The organism is Planomicrobium soli (genome assembly GCF_003014655.1).
Taxonomy (GTDB): domain Bacteria; phylum Bacillota; class Bacilli; order Bacillales_A; family Planococcaceae; genus Planococcus; species Planococcus soli_B.
In genome coordinates, this window is sequence record NZ_PYAT01000014.1 from 26,300 (window position 1) to 49,416 (window position 23,117).

Consider the following 23,117-nt stretch of genomic DNA (forward strand, 5'->3'; position numbering starts at 1 on the left):
TTTATGACGATGGTACGGGTTCTTCCATATACTTGCGGACATCTGTCAAATGCCCTTCAATGGCTGCAGCCGCTGCCATGACCGGACTCACTAGATGGGTCATGGACCCTGCACCTTGCCGCCCTTCGAAATTGCGGTTTGAAGTGGACGCACACCGTTCGCCTGCCGGTACGGAATCTTCATTCATTGCTAAGCACATACTGCACCCTGTCTCTCGCCATTCAAAGCCCGCTTCCAGGAAAACTTTATCCAAGCCTTCTGCTTCTGCTGCCCGTTTTACTGATTCCGACCCTGGCACTACGATGGCAGTCACAGATGGATGTACTTTTTTGCCGGCAATGATGGCGCTAGCCGCACGCAAATCTCCAATACGGGAGTTTGTACAAGATCCGATAAAGACATGCTGAATTTCAATAGAAGAAAGTGGTGCGCCTTCTTCAAGCTGCATATAAGCCAAAGCCTGTTTTAAGGCATCGCGATCTGCTTGCTTGTCAAAATCCGTTGTATACGGAACCCGTTCGGCAATGCCGGAACCCATTGACGGGTTTGTCCCCCACGTTACGAATGGAGAGATTTCGTCTGCATGAATGCTAAGTGACATATCGTAATTTGCACCTTCATCTGTCGCTAACGCTAGCCATTGTTCTGCCGCGCTTTCGAACGCTTCTCCTGCCGGAACATGCCGGCGCCCTCTCAAATATTCCACCGTCTTCTCGTCTGGGCTTATAAGTCCGGCACGAGCACCCGCTTCAATCGACATATTGCAGATTGTCATACGCTCTTCCATGGATAATTTGCGAATCGCTTCTCCAGTGTATTCCACAATATGGCCAGTTCCCATATCCACACCAAACTTCGAAATGATTGCGAGGATGACATCTTTTGAGGAAACACCGAAGCCGAGTTCTCCTTCAATACGGATCTCCATCGTTTTTGGTTTTGATTGCCATAACGTTTGTGTAGAAAGAACATGTTCTACTTCACTGGTGCCAATGCCGAAAGCCAAAGCTCCAAATGCCCCATGTGTCGAAGTATGGCTGTCTCCGCAAACAATTGTTTTGCCAGGTTGTGTAAGACCAAGTTCTGGACCAATCACATGGACAATCCCTTGATCCGGATGGTTGATGCCTGCAAGCGGCACTCCAAATTCTTTGCAGTTCTCCTCTAACGTCTTAATCTGTTTACGGGAAATCGGATCTTTGATCGTTTCCCGGTTTCTTGTAGGTACGTTGTGGTCCATTGTTGCAAAACACAAATCTGGACGACGCACTTTCCGCCCGTTCATCCGAAGCCCTTCAAAAGCTTGAGGAGAAGTTACTTCATGTAATAAATGAAGGTCGATATAAAGAAGATCCGGTTTTCCTGATTCTTCATAGACAATATGCTGTTCCCAAATTTTCTCGATAATCGTTTTTGCCATGATAACTGCTCCCTTCATTTAGACATAAGAATACATGATATGTTCAGAGATAAATTCCCGTTCCAATTCTTCAATCACTTTTGCAACGAAATCATTTGTCGACATGACCCGTTTCCCCTCACCTTCCAAGTCCCCTGTGCAGTAACCATCTTCCAACACACTCATTACCGCAGCTTCAATTGCTGCAGCTTCTGCATGGAGGCCGAAAGAGTGTTTCAGCATCATCGCCGCCGATAAAATAGCTGCAGATGGATTGGCTTTGTTTTGCCCTGCGATATCCGGTGCTGATCCGTGTACCGGTTCGTAAAGGCCAAAACCATCAGAGCGGATACTTGCAGAAGGCAGCATGCCAAGAGAGCCTGTGATAACGGACGCTTCGTCGCTTAAAATATCTCCAAACATATTTTCAGTAACGACTACATCGAAAGAACGCGGATCTGTAATCAATTTCATTGCTGCTGAATCAACTAGCATGTGCTCTACTTCAATATCTGGATAGGCTTTCTTGCGTTCTTCCACTACTTCACGCCACAGTTTGCTTGTTTCCAGAACATTGGCTTTATCAACCGACGTCACTTTGCCTCTTCGGGTGCGAGCCATTTCAAATGATTGGTTAACAATGCGTTCAATCTCTTCTCGGGTATATACCAGCGTATCAACTGCCGATTTTTCAGATTTACGTTTCGGTTCCCCGAAATACAAGCCGCTCGTCAATTCCCGGACAATCATCATGTCAACTTCTTTAGCCACTTCCTCCTTCAACGGTGAAGAGGAAAGCAGCGCAGGCACTGCTTTAACAGGTCGAAGATTTGCAAATAAATCAAAGTGTTTTCGGATAGTCAATAATCCTTTTTCCGGTCGCATATGAGAAGGTTGGCTATCCCATTTTGGTCCGCCGACTGCGCCTAAAAGAATAGCATCGCTCGCTTCACAAACTTCAATTGTCTCCTGAGGAAGCGGGCTCTCAAACTGATCGATCGCCGTTCCACCGATTGCCGCATGCTTCAAATGAAAATTATGTCCATAGCGCATTGCGATGGATTGCAGCACTTTTACCGCCGCATCTGTTACTTCTGGTCCGATTCCGTCTCCTGGCAATACCGCTATTGTTTTTTTCATTATGAAATCCTCCTCTATTGATGATTGCTGGCGTTATACCGCTGCTATTTTTATTTTTTGGCCCGTTTTGATGATTTGTCGATTCACTGCATTTAGATAAGCTTTGGCTGTCGCTTCCAAAACATCTTGTGCAACATCGCGTCCTGTGACCGTTTCTCCGTTATACGTCATGTTGATAACTGCTTCCCCGAGAGCATCTCGCCCTTTGCCAATTGATGTAACACGATAATCCAGGATATGCACTTTTCCTTCCACAATCCGCTCTAGCGTATTGAAGATTGCTTCAACCGATCCAGCACCTGTTGCAGCTTCCCGAATCATATCGCCATTTGGGTGATAGGCTGACGCTGTTGCAGTCGGGATATTCGCCGTACCATATTGGACTTGTACGCTATCCAGTTTATAAACCGGTGTTTCGGTATCATTGATTTGCTGATCTGTCAGCAACACATACAAATCATCTTCCACTATTTCTTTTTTGCGGTCTGCTAACTTTTTAAATTCAGTAAATGCTTTGTTCAGCTTTTCTTCTGATAGCTCAAAGCCCATTTTAACAGCGCGGTCTCTAAAAGCATGTCTACCGGAATGCTTTCCAAGAACCAATTCTGTCGATGCATCCCCAATTAGTTCCGGCGTGATGATTTCATAAGTCAATGGGTTTTTCAACATGCCATCCTGGTGGATCCCTGATTCATGGGCAAAAGCGTTTTTGCCAACTACCGCTTTGTTTGGCTGAATCAAGCTGCCTGTCAGTTGGCTGACCAATTGGCTTGTACGTTTGATCTCGTGTAAGTTAATGCCCGTCTCCGTATTGTAGATTTGCTTGCGGATATGCAATGCAACCGCAATTTCTTCTAGCGCTACGTTGCCGGCACGCTCACCTATGCCGTTAATGGTACCTTCAATTTGAGTTGCCCCATTTTCGATAGCAGCTAGTGTATTCGCTGTCGCCATGCCAAGGTCGTTATGGCAATGCGCGGAAAGCTTAACTTTCTCAATCCCGGATACGTGTTCAGTCATGTATTTGAACATCGCACCATATTCCTGCGGTGTTGCGTAGCCGACTGTGTCCGGCAAATTGATGGTTGTTGCTCCCGCTTCAATAACTTTGCGGATAATATGTGCCAAAAATTCCGGATCCGAACGGGAAGCGTCTTCTGCCGACCATTGAACGAGCGGGAAAAACTGGCGAGCGTATTTGACTGACTCAACAGCAATTTCCACCACTTGTTCCGGTGTCTTCATCAATTTATGTTCCATATGGATAGGAGAAGTCGCTAGAAAAATATGAATATGCGGCTGTTCCGCCCCTTTTAGTGCATTCCAAGTCCGATCAATATCACTCTTCATCGAACGGGCAAGGCCCGTTACGATGGAATTTTTCACTGTTCCTGCAATGCGCTGGACAGCGTCAAAGTCTCCTGGGGAAGCTGCAGGAAACCCTGATTCGATAATCGTCGCTCCAAAACGTTCAAGCTGGCGGGCGATTTCGATTTTCTCTGCAGTATTCAAGTTGATCCCGGCCGACTGTTCTCCGTCTCGCAATGTCGTATCGAAAATATCAATTTGCGGCATTAGCGACCACCTCTTTGTGTTTGGCTTTTTTACCTTCATTGACAAATGGCATCATGGCACGCAATTCGCGGCCAACTTGTTCGATTTGATGAGATTCTTCCGCTTTTTCAATCGCCGTAAATTCTGGGCGGTTCAACTGATTTTCAAGCAACCAGCCTTTGGCGAATTTTCCGGTTTGAATATCTTTCAATACTTCTTTCATTCGTTCTTTTGTATCGGCATCAACAATGCGCGGCCCTGAAATGAAATCTCCCCATTGAGCAGTATCTGAGATAGAATAGCGCATTCCAGACAAGCCTCCTTCATACATTAGGTCGACAATCAACTTCAATTCGTGCATACATTCGAAGTATGCCAATTCCGGCTGATATCCCGCTTCAACAAGCGTTTCGAATCCGGCTTTCACAAGTGATGTCACACCACCGCAAAGGACTGCTTGTTCCCCAAATAGATCCGTTTCGGTTTCTTCTTTGAACGTTGTCTCTAATATTCCAGCACGGGCTGATCCGATTCCTTTGGCATAAGCTAACGCTACTTCCTTAGCTTGCCCTGAAACGTCTTGGTGTACAGCGAATAGTGCAGGAACACCGGCGCCTGATTCGTATGTCCGGCGAACAAGATGGCCAGGCCCTTTTGGTGCAACTAAGAAAACATCAACATCTTTCGGAGCAACAATTTGATTAAAATGAACATTAAAACCATGGGCAAAAACAAGTGATTTTCCGGCTTTTAATGCTGGTTTGATATCTTCGTTGTAAATTTGTGTTTGCTTTTCATCCGGCACCAGCACCATGATGACGTCGGCTGCTTGAGCCGCTTCTTTTACTGTCGCCACTCGCATGCCGTCCGTTTGAGCTTGATCAAATGATTTTCCTTGACGCACACCAACTACTACATTAAATCCAGAGTCTTTTAAATTTTGCGCATGTGCATGGCCTTGCGAACCATATCCGATGATAGCGATTGTTTGCCCTTCTAATACTTGCTCGTTTACATCCTGGTTATAATACATTTTTGTCATTTTGTTTCCTCCTCGGTTTTTGGGTTTTTATAATATATTCAGTTGCGGGGCCTGCACTTTTTGTGTTTCCCTAACAAACGCCGAAACGCCAGTCCGTGTTAACTCTTTAATGCCGTAAGGCTTCATCAAGTCAATGAAAGCTTCGATTTTTTCCGGATCTCCGGTCACTTGGAAAGTAGTGACGTTTTTGCTCATATCGACCACTGTAGCCCGAAAAGGTTCTACGATACTGTAAATTTCACTTCTAACAGCTGGCGGGGCGACTACTTTAATCAATGCCAGCTCTCGCATGACTACCGCTTTATCGGTAATGTCATTTACTTTAATTACATCAATTTGTTTTTGCAGCTGCTTTAACAACTGCTCTAACTTCCCTTCATCCTCCACGTTGACTATAAAAGTCATTTTGGACATTCCCGGTTGCTCCGTATGCCCCACTGAGATGCTCTCAATATTGAACTGTCGCTTCATCATAAGGCCGGTCACTCGATTTAAAACTCCGCTTTGATTGATAACCGTTGTTGTGATTACTCGTTTCATTAAATCTTCACTCCGATCATTTCATTCAGCCCTTTGCCTGGCGCAACCATTGGGTACACATTTTCCAACTGAACGACCCGGCAATCAATCAGTGCTGGCTCATCAGACGCGAATGCTTCTGCAAAAACCGACTCGGCTTCTTCCATCGTTTCGACTTTATAGCCTTGAATGTCATAAGCTTGGGCCAACTTCACAAAATCCGGTTGAACGGAAATTAATGACTGGGAATACCGTTCTTCGTAAAACGTTTCTTGCCACTGCCTAACCATCCCTAAGCATTGATTGTTCAAAATCACAACTTTCACCGGAAGCCGCAATTCCTGCAAAAGCGATAACTCCTGCAATGTCATTTGAAATCCAGCATCTCCGACAATGGCAACTACTTTCTCATTTGGCTTGGCCAATTGAGCACCGATTGCTGCAGGAAAACCAAAGCCCATGGTGCCAAGCCCTCCTGAAGTTACCCAGTGATGTGGGTGGTTGAATTTGTAGTATTGCGCCGCCCACATTTGATGTTGTCCAACATCGGTCGTAACTACTGCATCTCCTCCAGTCAAGCTATGGATCAACTGAATAGCTTGTTGAGGTAGGATTCCTCTTTGTTTATCTGCTTTATACTGCAGCGGATATTCTGCTTTATTCGCTTCTAACAGTTGCAGCCATTCGGCAGTGTCAGGTGATTCGAACGGTTGGTCCAGCAACTCCAGCAAAGCTTCTTTTGCATCCGCTACTATCGGAATGGCTGTTGGTACATTTTTTCCGATTTCAGCCGGATCAATGTCAATATGGATAACTTTTGCTTTTGGCGCAAAATGCGCCAAGTTGCCGGTAAGCCGGTCATCGAAGCGCGCCCCAATATTTAGAAGGACATCGCATTCGCAAATTGCTGTGTTGGCGGTATACGTTCCGTGCATGCCGGCCATGCCAAGGAACAATTCATGATGACCGTCTATTGTTCCTAATCCAAGCAAAGTGTTCGTGACTGGAATCCGGTGGCGTTCAATAAACTTCTGCAGCTCTTCTGTAGCTCGGGCCGCAAGCACTCCAGCACCGGCTAAGATCAACGGCCGTTCGGATTTTGCTAAAGCTTGAGCTGCTTTTTGGATTTGTAAGAAGTTTGGCTGAGTTGTCGGTTGATAACCAGGCAACTCGACCGTCTTTTGCTGCTCAGCCTCCACAAACATTTTTGCTGAAATATCTTTTGGCACATCGATTACAACAGGACCTGGCCGCCCGGTAGATGCGATATAAAAAGCTTCTTTAATGATTCTCGGCAAATCTTCTGCATTTTTAACTTGGTAATTGTGCTTAGTGATTGGTTGTGTGATGCCGATGATATCAGCTTCTTGAAAAGCGTCTGTTCCGATTACGCTGCTGGCTACCTGTCCGGTAAAGATTACTAGAGGAAGCGAATCAAGCATCGCGTCTGCAATTCCGGTTACCAAATTTGTTGCCCCTGGACCTGAAGTAGCAATAACTACGCCAGGTTTTCCGGACACTCTTGCATATCCTTCGGCGGCGTGGATTGCGCCTTGTTCATGCCGAGCAAGCACATGCCGGATCGGATTTTTGTGCAATGCATCGTAAATCGGTAAAACAGCCCCCCCTGGATAGCCGAAGATGATCTCGACTTCTTGTTCCTGTAATGATTGAATCAACACATCAGCCCCGCTGCCTTTCAGTCGTTGGTCTGCTTCTTGTCTTACTTTCATGTTTACGCCCAATCTGTCCGCCTCCTTTTGAATATGTCTTTTTAAAAATAAAAAAGCTTTTTCATCCCTAAGCAAAGAAACCTGTTCTTGGCTTAGGGATGAAAAAGCTTCATGGTACCACCCTACTTTGCTGTATAAATACAGCCTCATGGATAAGTTAACTTATCCGCTGGTAACGATGACCGAATTAAATGGCCACCGGGAATGCCTAAACGGTGCGAACCTTTCAGCACTCCACTCGGAGGGGATGTCATTAATGGCAGTATTACCGGCTTCCACCTGTACCGGCTCTCTGTAAATACCTGATCCATTAACTTTAACCTCGTCATTGAGTTGTTTTATTCTTTTTGTTTTATATTGCTTTTAACTGCTCGTCATATACTTTTACGCCGTCTTGTTCCACAAGTTCGCGAAATGCAGAAAGCAAATCGTTTGTGACCGGTCCAGGTTTTCCATCGCCGATTACACGGCCATCCACTTTAACTACTGAAATTACTTCGACTGCTGTACCAGTTAAGAACACTTCATCGGCTGTATAAACATCGTGTCTTGTAAACACGCCTTCTTGAATGTCATAGCCTTTTTGGTTTGCTAAATCAATAATGGCGTTTCTTGTAATGCCTTCAAGAGCTCCAACATAGCCTGGCGGTGTTAATATCTTTTGGTTGCGGATGATGAAGATGTTATCCGCTGAACCTTCTGCAACATAGCCTTGCTCGTTCATCATCAACGCTTCTGAAACTCCAGCAAGGTTTGCTTCAATTTTCACTAAGATATTGTTCATGTAATTAAGCGACTTTACTTTCGGGCTTAATACATCTGCTCGGCTACGGCGTGTTGCAACTGATGCAATTTCAATTCCAGATTCATATAACGCTTGCGGATACATCGCTAATGCTTCCGCGATAATGATGACGTTAGGTTCCTTGCAGCTGAAAGGGTCTAGACCAAGATTTCCGACTCCCCTTGATACAACAAGACGAATATAAGCGTTTTTCAACTCATTGCGGCGCAAGGTCTGAACAATCAGATCAGTCATCTCTTCGAAAGTATATGGAATATTAAGCATTACAGATTTTGCGGAATCATAGAGCCGTTCTAGATGTTCTTCTAATCGGAAGACGTTTCCATTATATGAACGAATTCCCTCAAAGACTCCATCTCCATATAAAAAACCATGGTCGTAAACCGAAACCTTTGCATCTTCTTTCTTAACAAATCCACCATTCATATAAATGACCTGTTCACCCATGCTGCTCACTTCTTTCTCCTGATATATTAAACAAGCGATATATTGTATATCATTTATGAATTTTAAATTGTTGTTATCATATCGCCTTTAAAACCAACTGTCAACAAAGTTTTCTGAAACTTTTATTGAATTCTAAATACTTTAAGATTATGTATCCGTTTTCATTGTTATTGCAACAAGGTTTAGAAGGATAAAAAACTAATAAAAAAAATTTTAAAAAATAAAAAAGTAAACTCTTCAACTTAGTTGGAAATCGATTTTATTCCTGAATAAGCAGAAGAAGGAATTTTACGTTTAAATCGACTTGAAGAAAAATGAAGAATTTTTCAAAGCTATTTGATGATCTGGCTTGGCCCTATTGTTTAACTAAAAGCCATTTGATCAACTGACAGTAGATTACACTTTCATGTGCTCTAAAGAACAAAAGGAAGATCCCGCAAACCACAAAAAACCCCCATCTCATTTTAAAATGAGATGGGGGTTAACCACTTAACAGAAATTACTTCTGGATAGAAGCAACGACGCCAGCGCCTACAGTACGTCCACCCTCACGGATAGAGAACTTAGTTCCTTCTTCAAGTGCGATTGGAGAGATAAGAGAAACGATCATTTCGATGTTGTCTCCAGGCATAACCATTTCAACGCCTTCAGGAAGGTTGCAAACACCAGTTACGTCAGTTGTACGGAAGTAGAACTGTGGACGGTAGTTTGTGAAGAATGGAGTGTGACGTCCACCCTCTTCTTTTGAAAGAACATAAACTTCTGCTTTGAACTCAGTGTGTGGAGTAATTGTGCCTGGTTTAGCCAATACTTGTCCACGTTGTACGTCGTCACGAGAAATCCCGCGAAGAAGTGCACCGATGTTGTCGCCAGCTTCAGCATAGTCAAGCAATTTACGGAACATTTCTACACCTGTTACAGTAGTAGATTTTGGCTCTTCAGTAAGACCGATGATGTCGATAGTATCGCCGACTTTAACTTGTCCACGCTCAACACGACCAGTAGCAACTGTACCACGACCAGTGATTGAGAAAACGTCCTCAACTGGCATCATGAATGGCTTGTCAGTGTCACGTGGTGGAGTTGGGATGTACTCATCAACTGCGTTCATCAATTCAACGATTTTTTCTTCCCACTCTTCTTCGCCTTCAAGAGCTTTAAGAGCTGAACCTTTGATAACAGGAATGTCATCGCCAGGGAATTCATATTCAGATAGAAGGTCGCGAACTTCCATTTCAACTAGTTCAAGAAGCTCTTCGTCGTCTACCATATCACATTTGTTCATGAATACTACTAGGTAAGGAACACCAACTTGACGTGAAAGAAGGATGTGCTCACGAGTTTGTGGCATTGGGCCGTCAGCAGCAGATACTACTAGGATCCCGCCGTCCATTTGTGCAGCACCAGTGATCATGTTTTTAACATAGTCAGCGTGTCCTGGGCAGTCAACGTGCGCATAGTGGCGTGAAGCAGTTTCATATTCAACGTGAGAAGTGTTGATTGTGATTCCACGCTCTTTTTCTTCAGGTGCGTTATCGATTTGAGCATAGCTCATTGCCGTACCACCAGAACGTTTTGCAAGTACTGTAGCGATAGCAGCAGTCAAAGTTGTTTTACCATGGTCAACGTGACCGATTGTACCGATATTCGCATGTGTTTTAGAGCGATCAAATTTAGCTTTTCCCATTAGAAAAATCCTCCTCAAAAATTAAGTTAATTGGATGTTTGAAGTACCGGAATAATAGGGCCCTATTATTCCAGGCATACAAACTATTTATACTTTATTGAAGGTCAAAATTCAATTATTGACCTTTATTTTTTTTGATAATCTCTTCAGAAATTGATTTTGGTACTTCTTCATAGTGATCGAAGTGCATTGAGAACACACCACGGCCTTGCGTATTAGAACGCAATGAAGTCGCATAACCAAACATTTCTGCAAGAGGCACCATAGCACGGACAACTTGCGCGTTTCCGCGGGCTTCCATACCTTCTACACGGCCGCGGCGTGACGTAATGTCACCCATGATATCTCCAAGGTATTCCTCAGGGATAACAACCTCAACGCGCATAATTGGTTCAAGAATTACAGGATTAACTTTAGAGATTGCATTTTTAAGCGCCATAGAAGCAGCTACTTTAAATGCCATTTCATTCGAGTCAACATCATGGTAAGAACCGTCGAACAAACGAGCTTTGATGTCGATCAATGGATATCCGGCAAGAACACCGTTGTCTAGAGAGTCACGAAGACCCGCTTCAACTGCTGGGATGTATTCACGAGGAACAACACCACCAACGATACCATTTTCAAACTCAAAACCTGCTCCTTCTTCGTTTGGAGAGAATTCAATCCAAACGTGTCCGAATTGTCCACGTCCACCAGATTGGCGTACGAATTTACCTTCAACTTGTGCAGAGCTACGGAATGTCTCACGGTAAGATACCTGTGGTGCACCTACGTTAGCTTCTACATTGAACTCACGGCGCATACGGTCAACGAGGATATCAAGGTGAAGTTCACCCATACCTGCGATGATCGTTTGACCAGTTTCCTGATCTGTATGTGCACGGAAAGTCGGATCTTCTTCTTGCAATTTCGCAAGGGCTTGACCCATTTTGTCTTGGTCCGCTTTTGATTTCGGCTCTACTGATAAAGAGATAACTGGTTCCGGGAATACCATGCGCTCTAGGATTACTTGGTTTTTCTCGTCGCTCAATGTGTCTCCAGTAGATGTATCTTTAAGGCCGATTGCAGCAGCGATGTCTCCACAATATACTTCAGAAATCTCTTCACGAGAGTTAGCGTGCATTTGCAGGATACGTCCTACGCGTTCACGCTTCCCTTTAGATGAGTTTTGAACGTAAGACCCAGATTTAAGAGTACCAGAATATACGCGGAAGAACGTTAGTTTTCCTACATATGGATCTGTCATTACTTTAAACGCTAGTGCAGAGAATGGCTCATCTTCGCTAGGTTTACGAAGTACCTCTTCGTCTGAATCTGGAAGAACACCAGTCATAGGTGGTACATCAAGTGGTGATGGTAGGTAGTCAATTACTGCATCAAGCATTAATTGAACACCTTTGTTCTTGAATGCAGTTCCGCAAACCACTGGATAGAACTCAACTGCCAACGTTCCTTTACGGATTGCCGCTTTAAGTTCTTCTTTAGTGATTTCTTCACCGCCAAGATATTTTTCCATCAACTCTTCATCAAGCTCAGCAACAGCTTCCACTAATTTAGTGTGCCATTCCTCAGCAAGTTCTTTGTGAGATTCAGGAATTTCACCAGTAGTGATTTCAGTTCCTAAGTCATTTGCATAGAAAATGGCATTCATTTCAACTAAGTCGATAATTGCTTCGAATTCATCTTCAGCACCGATCGGCAATTGAATTGGATGAGCATTCGCTTGTAGGCGATCATGCAAAGTTCTTACTGAGTAAAGGAAATCAGCACCGATTTTATCCATTTTGTTGACAAATACAACACGTGGAACGCCATAAGTTGTAGCTTGGCGCCATACCGTTTCAGTTTGTGGTTCAACGCCCGATTGAGCGTCAAGAACTGTAACTGCACCATCAAGTACACGCAATGAACGTTCAACTTCTACTGTGAAGTCTACGTGTCCAGGAGTATCGATGATGTTAACACGATGGTTTTTCCATGCAGCTGTTGTTGCAGCAGACGTGATTGTGATACCACGCTCTTGCTCTTGCTCCATCCAGTCCATTTGAGAAGCACCTTCATGCGTTTCACCAATTTTATGGATTTTACCTGTGTAGTATAAAATACGCTCCGTAGTAGTCGTTTTACCGGCATCAATGTGTGCCATGATTCCGATATTACGTGTTTTGTCTAAGGAGAACTCTCTTGCCATGTTGTTTTTCTCCTTCCGTCTCGGATTAAGATTTTAACATCTTGAAAGAAATTACCAGCGATAGTGAGCAAACGCTTTGTTTGCTTCCGCCATTTTATGGATATCTTCACGTTTCTTAACTGCTGCTCCAGTGTTGTTAGCTGCATCAAGAATTTCATTAGCCAAACGCTCTTCCATTGTTTTTTCTCCACGAAGACGTGAATAGTTTACAAGGTAGCGAAGACCTAGAGTCGTACGACGTTCTGGACGAACTTCAACTGGCACTTGGTAGTTTGCTCCACCGACACGGCGTGCGCGCACTTCAAGTACAGGCATAATGTTTGTCAATGCTTGGTCGTATACTTCAATTGGATCTTTACCGCTGCGTTCTCTAACTAGTTCAAACGCTCCGTATAGGATCTTTTGTGAAGTACCTCTTTTTCCGTCGACCATCATTTTGTTAATTAAGCGTGTCACCAATTTGGAATTATAAATCGGATCTGGCAACACGTCACGTTTAGCTACAGGACCTTTACGAGGCATGTATGTTCCTCCTTTCAACGAAATCACTTCGTTATTATATGATTATTTTTTTTCTTTAGGGCGTTTAGTTCCGTATTTAGAACGTCCTTGCATACGGCCGTTTACTCCAGCAGTATCAAGTGCTCCACGTACGATATGGTAACGTACACCCGGTAAATCTTTTACGCGTCCGCCGCGAAGAAGAATTACACTGTGCTCTTGAAGGTTGTGACCTTCTCCAGGGATGTAAGCATTAACCTCAATTTGGTTTGTCAAACGTACACGCGCATATTTACGCAATGCAGAGTTTGGCTTTTTCGGTGTCATCGTACCAACACGTGTACAAACTCCACGTTTTTGAGGTGAAGTAGCGTTAGTCTGAGACTTTTGGAAGCTATTGTACCCTCTATTCAACGCTGGTGAGTTTGATTTCGTGCTTTTTGGTTTACGAGGTTTGTTAACTAATTGGTTAATTGTAGGCATCGATTTTTTCCTCCTCTCAAAAGGTGTTCTAATACCACATATCCAGGTGGTTCATTTTTTGGGTAAAAACAAAGTCTTTGTGTTTTTTACACAAAAACTGGTATCCAGTGACCGCTGAAGCAGTTGTTTGGAACAGGCGTCCCTATAAAACCAACTTCAAATCGCTTACTGCTGTTTGTACCGATGATCGTTTTACTTATCTGTACTACTTTAATAAATACTTTAATGAACTTAAATTGAGCAGCAACAGACCGTTAAACATCAACCCTCAATATGTTATCATTCTCTTCTGGCAGTGTCAACTGATTCTTAAAAAATCCCGGAAAGTTTTATTAAAACTTTCCGGAATCAACAAAACTCGTATTATGATTCTGTGCCAACTGTTTCTGCTTGCACGTCTAATTCGTCTTTTGCAATTTTAATCTGACGGTAACGTTGCATCCCTGTTCCAGCTGGAACAAGCTTACCGATAATAACATTCTCTTTCAATCCTAACAATTCATCACGTTTTCCTTTAATGGCTGCATCCGTTAAGACGCGAGTCGTTTCTTGGAAGGACGCTGCTGATAGGAATGATTCGGTTTCAAGTGAAGCTTTTGTGATTCCGAGAATAACAGGACGGCTGGTAGCAGGAAGATTGCCTTCTAAGACAGCTTTTACGTTCGCTTCTGTAAATTGGTGAATATCCAATAGTGAACCTGGAAGCAAATCAGTATCTCCGGCTTCAATTACGCGAACTTTACGGAACATTTGACGGACCATAACCTCAACGTGTTTATCGCCGATTTCAACGCCTTGCATACGGTAAACTTTTTGAACTTCTTTCAATAGATATACTTGTACAGACTGTACATCTTTAACTTGCAGCAATTGCTTCGGATCAATCGAACCGTCGGTTAATACTTCACCGCGACGGATTGTATCATCCAGCTGTACTTTTAATCGTGCGTTGTAAGGAGCTAAATATTTACGTGTCTCAACGTCTCCTTGAATTGTAATTTCTTTCAGGCCTTCTCTAATTTCGTCAATTTCGGTGATAGTACCGTTAATCTCAGAAATAACAGCTTGCCCTTTCGGATTACGTGATTCAAAAATCTCTTGGATACGTGGAAGACCTTGGGTAATATCATCACCTGCAACCCCACCAGTGTGGAATGTCCGCATTGTGAGCTGAGTTCCTGGTTCACCGATTGATTGAGCCGCAATAATTCCTACTGCTTCGCCCACTTCAACTTCGTCACCAGTTGCCAAGTTCGTACCATAACACTTCTTACATACGCCGTGTTTTGTATTACATGTAAACGCCGAGCGAATAGTTACTTCCTTGATTCCTGCTTCAAGAATTAGTCGAGTCAAGTCAAGAGTAATCAATTCGTCTTTAGCTACAATAACTTCATTTGTTTCCGGATGACGGACTGTTTTCTTCGCGTGACGGCCGATGATGCGCTCGTCAAGCTCTTCGATAACTTCCGTTCCTTCCATCAACGCTCCAACTAGCAAGCCGCGGTCCGTTCCACAATCATTTTCGCGAACAATTGCATCTTGTGCAACGTCAACCAAACGACGAGTCAAATAACCTGAATCGGCTGTTTTCAATGCTGTATCGGCAAGACCTTTACGCGCACCGTGAGTCGAGATGAAGTATTCAAGTACTGTCAAACCTTCACGGAATGAAGATTTGATTGGAAGTTCAATGATTCGTCCAGCCGGGTTGGCCATAAGTCCGCGCATACCAGCAAGCTGTGTAAAGTTGGACGCGTTACCACGGGCACCGGAGTCACTCATCATATAAATCGGGTTTGTCTTATCCAAAGAAGCCATCAATTTTTCCTGAATAACGTCTTTTGCGCTGCTCCAGTAAGAAATGACACGTGAATAACGTTCTTCTTCAGTAATTAAACCACGGCGGAACTGTTGCATTACTTTATCAACATTTGCTTGTGCCTCGATTAGAATTTCGCCTTTATCAGGAAGTACGACGATATCAGCCACCCCAACCGTAATACCAGCTTGAGTTGAATATTTAAATCCAAGGCTCTTCATGCGGTCAAGCATTCTTGAAGTTTCCGTAATGTGGAAACGAGTGAATACTTCAGCAATGATTTCCCCAAGAATTTTCTTTTTAAATGGCGTCACTAGTTCAGCTTCTTTGAAATGACGGCGGACATCTGTCGTTGTCGGAACAAAGAACTTCGCTGGTGTTTCCACTTGCAAGTTATAGTTTGTCGGTTCATTGATATAAGGGAACGACTTTGGCAGAATTTCATTGAAAATAACTTTACCGACTGTTGTCAGCAAAAGCATTTTATTTTGTTCTTCTGTAAACGTCGGATTGTTAACTGATCCCGCTAAGATGGCGATACGTGTATGAAGATGCACGTGACCTGTTTGATAAGCGATCATTACTTCTTCCGGTCCGGTAAAAGTAGCTCCTTCTCCTGTAGCACCTTCGCGCTCAAGTGTTAAGTAATAGTTTCCTAAAACCATATCCTGGGATGGTGTTACAACAGGCTTTCCGTCTTTCGGGTTCAAAATGTTTTGAGCTGCAAGCATCAAAAGTCGAGCTTCTGCTTGTGCTTCAGATGACAACGGTACGTGAACAGCCATTTGGTCACCATCAAAATCGGCGTTGTATGCAGTACATACTAGCGGATGAAGACGGATCGCTTTACCTTCAACAAGTGTTGGTTCAAATGCCTGAATACCAAGTCTGTGAAGAGTCGGTGCTCGGTTCAATAGAACCGGATGCTCCTTAATAACATCTTCTAATACATCCCATACTTCAGAATGAAGACGTTCAATCTTGCGTTTCGCACTCTTGATATTGTGGGCAAGCCCTCGTTCTACAAGTTCTTTCATCACGAAAGGTTTGAACAATTCGATTGCCATTCCTTTTGGAAGACCGCACTGGTACATTTTCAAGTTCGGTCCAACTACGATAACGGAACGACCAGAATAGTCGACACGTTTACCAAGAAGGTTTTGACGGAAACGCCCTTGTTTACCTTTTAACATATGAGAAAGAGATTTCAATGGACGGTTACCTGGTCCTGTAACAGGACGGCCACGACGGCCATTGTCAATCAGTGCATCTACAGCTTCCTGAAGCATACGTTTTTCATTTTGAACGATAATGCTAGGAGCACCAAGATCCAATAAGCGTTTCAAACGGTTGTTCCGGTTGATTACACGACGATATAAATCGTTCAAGTCGGAAGTCGCAAAGCGGCCACCGTCCAATTGAACCATTGGGCGAAGCTCAGGTGGAATAACTGGAAGAACATCTAGAATCATCCAATCAGGATTGTTTCCTGAGTTACGGAAAGATTCCACTACTTCAAGGCGTTTGATCGCACGTGTGCGGCGTTGGCCTTGAGCTGTTTTCAATTCTTCTTTTAACGAATCAGTTTCGCGCTCAAGATCGATTTCCTGTAGAAGTCGTTTGATCGCTTCCGCTCCCATAGCAGCTTGGAATTTCTTGCCAAACTTATCACGGTATGCACGGTATTCTTTTTCAGAAAGAAGTTGCTTCTTCTCTAATGGTGTATCCGCAGGATCGATTACTACATAAGAAGCAAAATAGATAACTTCTTCAAGTGAGCGTGGGGACATATCCAAGATAAGACCCATACGGCTCGGAATTCCTTTGAAATACCAGATATGTGAAACAGGAGCTGCTAGTTCAATGTGGCCCATACGTTCACGTCTTACTTTTGAACGCGTAACTTCAACGCCACAGCGATCACAGACTACACCTTTATAACGGACGCGCTTGTATTTTCCGCAATGGCATTCCCAGTCTTTAGTAGGACCGAAAATACGTTCACAGAACAAACCGTCTTTTTCAGGTTTTAATGTACGGTAGTTAATTGTTTCTGGCTTTTTGACTTCTCCATAAGACCATGAGCGAATTTTATCGGGTGACGCTAATCCGATTTTCATATACTCAAAATTGTTAACATCTATCAAGGAGCCTACCTCCCTTTTGTCTCGAGTTTCTGCACGGCTCTTCCTCGTTTATGACCAAGCAAATGGAATTCGAACGGCTATTTGAAGCCGTCCGATTCCAAAATTTATCAATCAATTGTTCCAACAGGCGCTTCTTTATCTGCAATTGGCAAGATGTTCAATGAATCAGCTGGCTGAAGATCATCTTCTTCGTCCAAATCGCGCAATTCAATTTCTTCATCGTCAATCGTCAACATTTTAACATCCATACCTAAACTTTGAAGTTCTTTGATCAATACTTTGAATGATTCTGGAACACTTGGTTCTGGTACACTTTCGCCTTTGACAATAGCTTCATATGTTTTAACACGACCAACTACATCATCCGACTTGACCGTTAAGATTTCTTGAAGCGTATGAGCAGCACCATAAGCTTCGAGTGCCCATACTTCCATTTCCCCAAAACGCTGTCCGCCAAATTGAGCTTTACCGCCAAGAGGCTGTTGAGTCACAAGTGAATAAGGACCAGTTGAACGGGCGTGTAACTTGTCGTCAACCATGTGCGCAAGTTTAATCATATACATAATCCCTACAGATACACGGTTATCAAAAGCTTCACCGGAACGGCCGTCATAAAGAACGGTCTTTCCGTCACGCGACATTCCTGCTTCTTCCATTGTTCCCCAAACGTCTTCCTCATTGGCACCGTCAAATACAGAAGATGCCATATGAATTCCAAGCGAACGGGATGCCATACCTAGATGCAATTCCAATACTTGTCCGATGTTCATCCGGGAAGGTACGCCAAGCGGGTTAAGCATGATGTCAACCGGAGTTCCATCTGGCATGAACGGCATGTCTTCCTCTGGAAGAATGCGCGAAATTACACCTTTGTTACCATGGCGCCCGGCCATCTTATCACCGACTGAAATTTTACGCTTCTGAACGATATAAGCTCGTACTAGTTGGTTAACGCCTGGTGGCAGCTCATCGCCATCTTCGCGGTTGAAGATTTTCACGTCAAGTACGATACCGCCGGCACCGTGAGGCACACGCAGCGAAGTATCGCGCACTTCACGCGCTTTTTCTCCAAAGATAGCATGCAGTAAGCGCTCTTCAGCTGTCAGTTCTGTTACTCCTTTAGGAGTTACTTTACCAACTAAAATATCGCCGTCTTTAACTTCTGCACCGACACGGATAATTCCACGGTCATCCAAATTACGAAGCGCATCTTCACCAACATTCGGAATGTCGCGCGTAATTTCTTCAGGTCCAAGTTTAGTATCACGTGAATCGGATTCGTATTCTTCAATATGGACAGATGTGTAAACATCATCTTTAACTAGACGTTCGCTCATGATGATCGCATCTTCATAGTTAAAGCCATCCCATGTCATAAATGCTACTAATACGTTACGTCCTAATGCCATTTCACCACGTTCCATTGAAGGACCGTCTGCTAAGATGTCGCGTTTTGACACACGGTCGCCGACTTTTACAATTGGGCGCTGGTTATAGCTGGTTCCTTGGTTAGAACGGACGAATTTTTGTAATCTGTATGTGGTCACGTCGCCTTTTACTTCTTGGCCGTCGATTTCTTCAATACGGCGAACCTTGATTTCTTTAGCTTCTACCGATTCCACAATACCTTCATGCTTAGCGATTACCGCTGCTCCTGAGTCGCGTGCTGCCAAATGCTCCATACCTGTACCTACGAAAGGCGCTTCAGGGTTTAACAATGGAACAGCTTGACGTTGCATGTTCGCTCCCATTAATGCTCGGTTGGAGTCATCGTTTTCAAGGAACGGGATACATGCTGTCGCTACAGAAACAACCTGCTTAGGAGAAACGTCCATGTAATCGACACTGCTGCGCTTATAAACGGTGTTCTCACCGCGGAAACGAGCAACAACTTCATCTTCAACAAATGAACCGTCTGGGTTCAGTTTTGAATTAGCCTGCGCCACTACATAGTTGTCTTCTTCGTCAGCAGTCAAGTAATCGATGTGCTCGGTTACAAGGCCGGTTTCAGGATCTACGCGCCGATACGGCGTTTCGATAAAACCAAATTTATTTACTTTCGCAAATGTCGAAAGTGTATTGATCAAACCAATGTTCGGGCCCTCAGGCGTTTCAATCGGACACATGCGGCCGTAGTGGGAGTAATGAACGTCACGCACTTCGAAGCCTGCGCGCTCACGTGTTAAACCACCGGGTCCAAGAGCCGATAGACGGCGTTTGTGCGTCAACTCAGCCAGTGGATTTGTTTGGTCCATGAACTGGGAAAGCTGAGAACTACCGAAAAACTCTTTAATTGACGCAATAACCGGACGGATATTGATCAATTGCTGTGGTACGATCGCTTGCGTATCGTTGATTGACATGCGCTCACGTACTACGCGCTCCATACGGGATAAGCCGATGCGGAACTGGTTTTGCAACAGCTCACCTACTGAACGAAGGCGGCGGTTCCCAAGATGATCAATATCATCCGTGTTTCCAACACCGTAAAGTAGGTTAAAGAAGTAACTAATAGAAGAAATAATATCAGCTGTTGTTACGTGTTTGATGGCATCTTCCACGTAAGCATTGCTAATTACCGTAATTTCTTTTTGACTCTCGTCATTAGGAGCATAAATTTTAACCGACTGAAGTGTAACATCTCCTTCAAGAACGCCGTTTACCGGGTTCACTGTATGGAAACCAACACCACTTTCCAAATTAGGGATCAAGCGGTCCAAAACTCGACGGTCAATCAATGTTCCAGCTTCAACCAAAATTTCACCTGTTTCAGGGTCAACCAATGTTTCAGCAATGGTTTGATTGAAAAGACGGTTTTTGATATGAAGTTTTTTGTTCATTTTATAGCGGCCCACATTTGCTAAATCATAGCGTTTTGGGTCGAAGAAACGTGAATAAAGTAAGCTTTTTGCGCTTTCGACTGTTGGTGGTTCACCTGGGCGCAAACGCTCATAGATTTCTAGAAGTGCTTTTTCAGTGCTTTCTGTGTTGTCTTTTTCCAGCGTGTTTTGAAGGAATTCGTTATCGCCAAGCAAATCAATGATTTCTTGATCAGAACCAAATCCAAGGGCTCTTAAAAGAACAGTCACAGGCAATTTACGCGTGCGGTCGATTCTGACATACACTACATCTTTTGCATCTGTTTCATATTCAAGCCATGCACCGCGGTTTGGAATAACCGTAGCCCCAAAGCCTTTTTTACCGTTTTTGTCTGTTTTGTCATGGAAATAAACACTTGGCGAACGTACCAATTGAGAAACGATAACGCGTTCCGCACCATTGATTACAAAAGTTCCGGTTTCCGTCATTAACGGGAAATCTCCCATAAAGACATCTTGTTCCTTCACTTCGTCCGTTTCTTTGTTGTGAAGACGCACTTTTACGCGAAGCGGAGCCGCGTAAGTCACATCTCGTTCCTTTGATTCATCGACTGGATATTTTGGTTCTGCGAGACTGTAATCAACAAACTCGAGCGACAGATTCCCTGTGAAATCCTCAATCGGTGAGATGTCCCGGAACATTTCGCGCAATCCTTCTTCAAGGAACCACTCATAAGACGATGACTGGATTTCAATTAAGTTCGGAAGATCCAGTACTTCACTGATTCTCGAAAAACTTCTGCGTTGACGATGCTGACCGTACTGAACTAGTTGACCTGCCAACTTATTCACCCCTCAATAAAACGATTATAGGTCTTTGCGATTTCCACTAAATAGTGTATGATATCGAAAAGACAAAAAGAAAACGAGACTAAATTTAGCTCATTTTCGGTTAACACGTAATTCATACTGTCGCTATGCCATGCCCGAAAAAGGGCAAACGACCTCAAAATAATAATTTTGCATTTCATTATAATATCATAGGCGTTTTGTCAAGTCAAACTTTTCTTGCCTCAAAGATGAAGTAACCTTTCTTTTTGTCAGCTACCCGCACTTCTCCAAAAAGTTCTTCTAACTTCTCCTGCGTCGAAGGAGCCCCTTGCTTTTTCTGGATAACCACCCACAAAGAACCTCCAGCCACCAATTTTTCGCAAGCTTCTTCATAAAAACGAAAAATCGTTTCTTTTCCCGCCCGAATCGGAGGGTTTGTTAAAATTGCTGAAAAATCAGATGCTTCGACCGAAGCAAGTCCATCACTTTCATAAACCATTACATTTTGAATGCCGTTTTTATCAGCGTTTTTCTTGGCTAACTCAATTGCGCGCGTATTGACATCCACCATATGGACTTTTTTCTGAGGAAATGCTTTGGCGACTGCCATTCCGATCGGTCCATACCCACATCCTACATCTAACACTGGTCCGTCTACTTCTGAACCTTGAAACGCTTCAATCAATAGGCGTGAACCAAAGTCCACTTCACCTTTACTAAAAACGCCTGCATCTGTATGGAAATGGAACTTCTCGCCCCGCAATGTATAGGTCCACTCTCGAGGATTGCTTTTTGTTTGAGGATTTTTAGAATAGTAATGTTGCGACATATGAGGTCCCCCTACATTAATCGGTTTTTAACCAAAAAACGAAAATCTGAATATAAAAAGAAGAAAAAGCCCGTCGGTATGCACTGACGAGCTTTTCTATCTTTTATTAATTCTTGAAATTACTTAACTTCTACTGAAGCGCCAACTTCTTCAAGTTTGCCTTTGATTTCTTCTGCATCTTCTTTAGAAACGCCTTCTTTAAGCGCTTTAGGTGCTTCGTCAACTAGACCTTTTGCTTCTTTCAAGCCAAGACCAGTGATTTCGCGTACTACTTTGATAACTTTGATTTTTTGATCGCCTGCAGAAGCAAGGATTACGTCAAATTCAGTTTTCTCTTCTTCAGCAGCACCGCCAGCAGCAGCTGCAGCAACAGGAGCAGCAGCAGTTACGCCGAACTCGTCTTCGATTGCTTTTACTAGGTCATTAAGTTGAAGAACTGTCATTTCTTTGATTGCGTCTAAGATTTGTTCTTGTGTCATTATAATTTCCTCCTATAGATTAGGTATTTTTTTGTGTAGCTTAACCGGCTAACTTAATTAAGCGCCTTGTTCTTCTTTTGAATCTGCAACTGCTTTTGTAGTAGCAGCAAAGTTGCGGATTGGAGCTTGAAGTACGCTGAGTAGCATAGATAGTAGGCCTTCGCGTGATGGAAGTTCCGCCAACGCTTTAACCTCGTCTGCTGATGCGATCGTGCCTTCAATAACACCTGCTTTGATCTCAAGTGCTTCGTTCTTTTTAGCGAAATCGTTGATGATTTTCGCTGGCGCTACTACATCTTCATTTGAAAATGCAATCGCGTTTGGACCTACAAAGTGTTCGTTGATTGCTTCAAGTCCGTGCATTTCTGTTGCACGGCGAGTCATTGAGTTTTTGTAAACTTTAAACTCAATCCCTGCTTCACGAAGCTGTTTGCGAAGTTCGGTAAGTTGGGCAACATTCAATCCGCGATAATCAACAACTACAACCGAAGCTGCAGCACCGAATTTATCAGCGATTGTTTGTACGACAACTTTTTTCGTTTCAACTGCTTTGCTCATTTTGGCACCTCCTGTAGATTTTTTCATCTATACCGTTTCAAAACATAAGAAAAGCCTCTGGTCTTTTACAGACACAGAGGCATAAAGTCAGCATCATAAAGATGTTTACTGAATTCATCATGTCCTCG

16 protein-coding genes and 1 other annotated feature (1 of these 17 cut by a window edge) are annotated in these 23,117 nt (G+C 43.6%); all 16 genes read right to left on the minus strand.

What is annotated here, in order from left to right:
- Window position 1: 1 nt before the first annotated feature.
- The gene (leuC, locus tag B0H99_RS14845) at window positions 2–1,420 is read right to left on the minus strand and encodes a 3-isopropylmalate dehydratase large subunit (RefSeq protein ID WP_106534474.1); all 1,419 of its coding nucleotides are present in this window, start codon (window positions 1,418–1,420) and stop codon (window positions 2–4) included.
- Window positions 1,421–1,438: 18 nt separating this feature from the next.
- Window positions 1,439–2,539: a 3-isopropylmalate dehydrogenase gene (gene leuB, locus B0H99_RS14850; RefSeq protein WP_106534475.1), complete on the minus strand. Its 1,101-nt coding sequence runs from the start codon at window positions 2,537–2,539 to the stop codon at window positions 1,439–1,441.
- Window positions 2,540–2,572: 33 nt separating this feature from the next.
- Complete coding sequence (locus B0H99_RS14855) at window positions 2,573–4,114, minus strand: 2-isopropylmalate synthase (RefSeq protein WP_106534476.1); 1,542 nt, start codon at window positions 4,112–4,114, stop codon at window positions 2,573–2,575.
- Window positions 4,101–5,135 carry a ketol-acid reductoisomerase gene (gene ilvC / locus B0H99_RS14860; RefSeq protein WP_106534477.1) on the minus strand — a complete coding sequence of 345 codons (1,035 nt, stop codon included), beginning with the start codon at window positions 5,133–5,135 and terminating at the stop codon, window positions 4,101–4,103. The genes B0H99_RS14855 and ilvC overlap by 14 nt, the downstream gene beginning before the upstream one ends.
- A 27-nt stretch (window positions 5,136–5,162) precedes the next feature.
- Window positions 5,163–5,675, minus strand: coding sequence for an acetolactate synthase small subunit (gene ilvN, locus B0H99_RS14865; protein WP_106534478.1), 513 nt, complete (start codon window positions 5,673–5,675; stop codon window positions 5,163–5,165).
- Window positions 5,675–7,387 (minus strand): acetolactate synthase large subunit, encoded by a 1,713-nt coding sequence (gene ilvB / locus B0H99_RS14870; RefSeq protein ID WP_181313684.1) that lies wholly within the window; start codon window positions 7,385–7,387, stop codon window positions 5,675–5,677. The genes ilvN and ilvB overlap by 1 nt, the downstream gene beginning before the upstream one ends.
- A 352-nt stretch (window positions 7,388–7,739) precedes the next feature.
- Window positions 7,740–8,639: a branched-chain-amino-acid transaminase gene (gene ilvE / locus B0H99_RS14875; RefSeq protein WP_106534509.1), complete on the minus strand. Its 900-nt coding sequence runs from the start codon at window positions 8,637–8,639 to the stop codon at window positions 7,740–7,742.
- A gap of 499 nt (window positions 8,640–9,138) precedes the next feature.
- Complete coding sequence (tuf, locus tag B0H99_RS14880) at window positions 9,139–10,326, minus strand: elongation factor Tu (RefSeq protein WP_106534480.1); 1,188 nt, start codon at window positions 10,324–10,326, stop codon at window positions 9,139–9,141.
- Window positions 10,327–10,441: 115 nt separating this feature from the next.
- Window positions 10,442–12,520, minus strand: coding sequence for an elongation factor G (fusA, locus tag B0H99_RS14885; protein ID WP_106534481.1), 2,079 nt, complete (start codon window positions 12,518–12,520; stop codon window positions 10,442–10,444).
- Between the two features lie 51 nt (window positions 12,521–12,571).
- A complete protein-coding gene (gene rpsG / locus B0H99_RS14890; RefSeq protein ID WP_106534482.1) occupies window positions 12,572–13,042 on the minus strand; it encodes a 30S ribosomal protein S7 in 471 nt (156 codons plus the stop codon).
- Window positions 13,043–13,084: 42 nt separating this feature from the next.
- A complete protein-coding gene (rpsL, locus tag B0H99_RS14895) occupies window positions 13,085–13,504 on the minus strand; it encodes a 30S ribosomal protein S12 (protein ID WP_106534483.1) in 420 nt (139 codons plus the stop codon).
- Window positions 13,505–13,867: 363 nt separating this feature from the next.
- Window positions 13,868–17,473, minus strand: a complete 3,606-nt coding sequence (rpoC, locus tag B0H99_RS14900) for a DNA-directed RNA polymerase subunit beta' (protein WP_106534484.1) — start codon at window positions 17,471–17,473, stop codon at window positions 13,868–13,870.
- A gap of 107 nt (window positions 17,474–17,580) precedes the next feature.
- Complete coding sequence (gene rpoB, locus B0H99_RS14905) at window positions 17,581–21,135, minus strand: DNA-directed RNA polymerase subunit beta (RefSeq protein ID WP_106534485.1); 3,555 nt, start codon at window positions 21,133–21,135, stop codon at window positions 17,581–17,583.
- A 214-nt stretch (window positions 21,136–21,349) separates the two neighbouring features.
- Window positions 21,350–21,952, minus strand: a complete 603-nt coding sequence (locus tag B0H99_RS14910; RefSeq protein ID WP_106534486.1) for a class I SAM-dependent methyltransferase — start codon at window positions 21,950–21,952, stop codon at window positions 21,350–21,352.
- 119 nt (window positions 21,953–22,071) lie between these two features.
- Window positions 22,072–22,431, minus strand: coding sequence for a 50S ribosomal protein L7/L12 (gene rplL / locus B0H99_RS14915; protein ID WP_106534487.1), 360 nt, complete (start codon window positions 22,429–22,431; stop codon window positions 22,072–22,074).
- A 57-nt stretch (window positions 22,432–22,488) separates the two neighbouring features.
- On the minus strand, window positions 22,489–22,989 hold the full coding sequence (gene rplJ / locus B0H99_RS14920; RefSeq protein WP_106534488.1) for a 50S ribosomal protein L10: 501 nt from the start codon (window positions 22,987–22,989) through the stop codon (window positions 22,489–22,491).
- Window positions 22,990–23,027: 38 nt separating this feature from the next.
- Window positions 23,028–23,117 (minus strand) — a sequence feature (ribosomal protein L10 leader region); it runs 59 nt beyond the window's last position.

What these genes read in the sequence shown, in the direction of transcription:
- rplJ (WP_106534488.1), bottom strand. Translation starts at nt 22,989, where the DNA reads ATGAGCAAAGCAGTTGAAACGAAAAAAGTTGTCGTACAAACAATCGCT.
- rpsG (WP_106534482.1), bottom strand. Translation starts at nt 13,042, where the DNA reads ATGCCTCGTAAAGGTCCTGTAGCTAAACGTGACGTGTTGCCAGATCCG.
- tuf (WP_106534480.1), bottom strand. Translation starts at nt 10,326, where the DNA reads ATGGGAAAAGCTAAATTTGATCGCTCTAAAACACATGCGAATATCGGT.
- ilvB (WP_181313684.1), bottom strand. Translation starts at nt 7,387, where the DNA reads ATGAAAGTAAGACAAGAAGCAGACCAACGACTGAAAGGCAGCGGGGCT.
- leuC (WP_106534474.1), bottom strand. Translation starts at nt 1,420, where the DNA reads ATGGCAAAAACGATTATCGAGAAAATTTGGGAACAGCATATTGTCTAT.
- B0H99_RS14855 (WP_106534476.1), bottom strand. Translation starts at nt 4,114, where the DNA reads ATGCCGCAAATTGATATTTTCGATACGACATTGCGAGACGGAGAACAG.
- B0H99_RS14910 (WP_106534486.1), bottom strand. Translation starts at nt 21,952, where the DNA reads ATGTCGCAACATTACTATTCTAAAAATCCTCAAACAAAAAGCAATCCT.
- rplL (WP_106534487.1), bottom strand. Translation starts at nt 22,431, where the DNA reads ATGACACAAGAACAAATCTTAGACGCAATCAAAGAAATGACAGTTCTT.
- ilvE (WP_106534509.1), bottom strand. Translation starts at nt 8,639, where the DNA reads ATGGGTGAACAGGTCATTTATATGAATGGTGGATTTGTTAAGAAAGAA.
- ilvN (WP_106534478.1), bottom strand. Translation starts at nt 5,675, where the DNA reads ATGAAACGAGTAATCACAACAACGGTTATCAATCAAAGCGGAGTTTTA.
- ilvC (WP_106534477.1), bottom strand. Translation starts at nt 5,135, where the DNA reads ATGACAAAAATGTATTATAACCAGGATGTAAACGAGCAAGTATTAGAA.
- fusA (WP_106534481.1), bottom strand. Translation starts at nt 12,520, where the DNA reads ATGGCAAGAGAGTTCTCCTTAGACAAAACACGTAATATCGGAATCATG.
- leuB (WP_106534475.1), bottom strand. Translation starts at nt 2,539, where the DNA reads ATGAAAAAAACAATAGCGGTATTGCCAGGAGACGGAATCGGACCAGAA.
- rpsL (WP_106534483.1), bottom strand. Translation starts at nt 13,504, where the DNA reads ATGCCTACAATTAACCAATTAGTTAACAAACCTCGTAAACCAAAAAGC.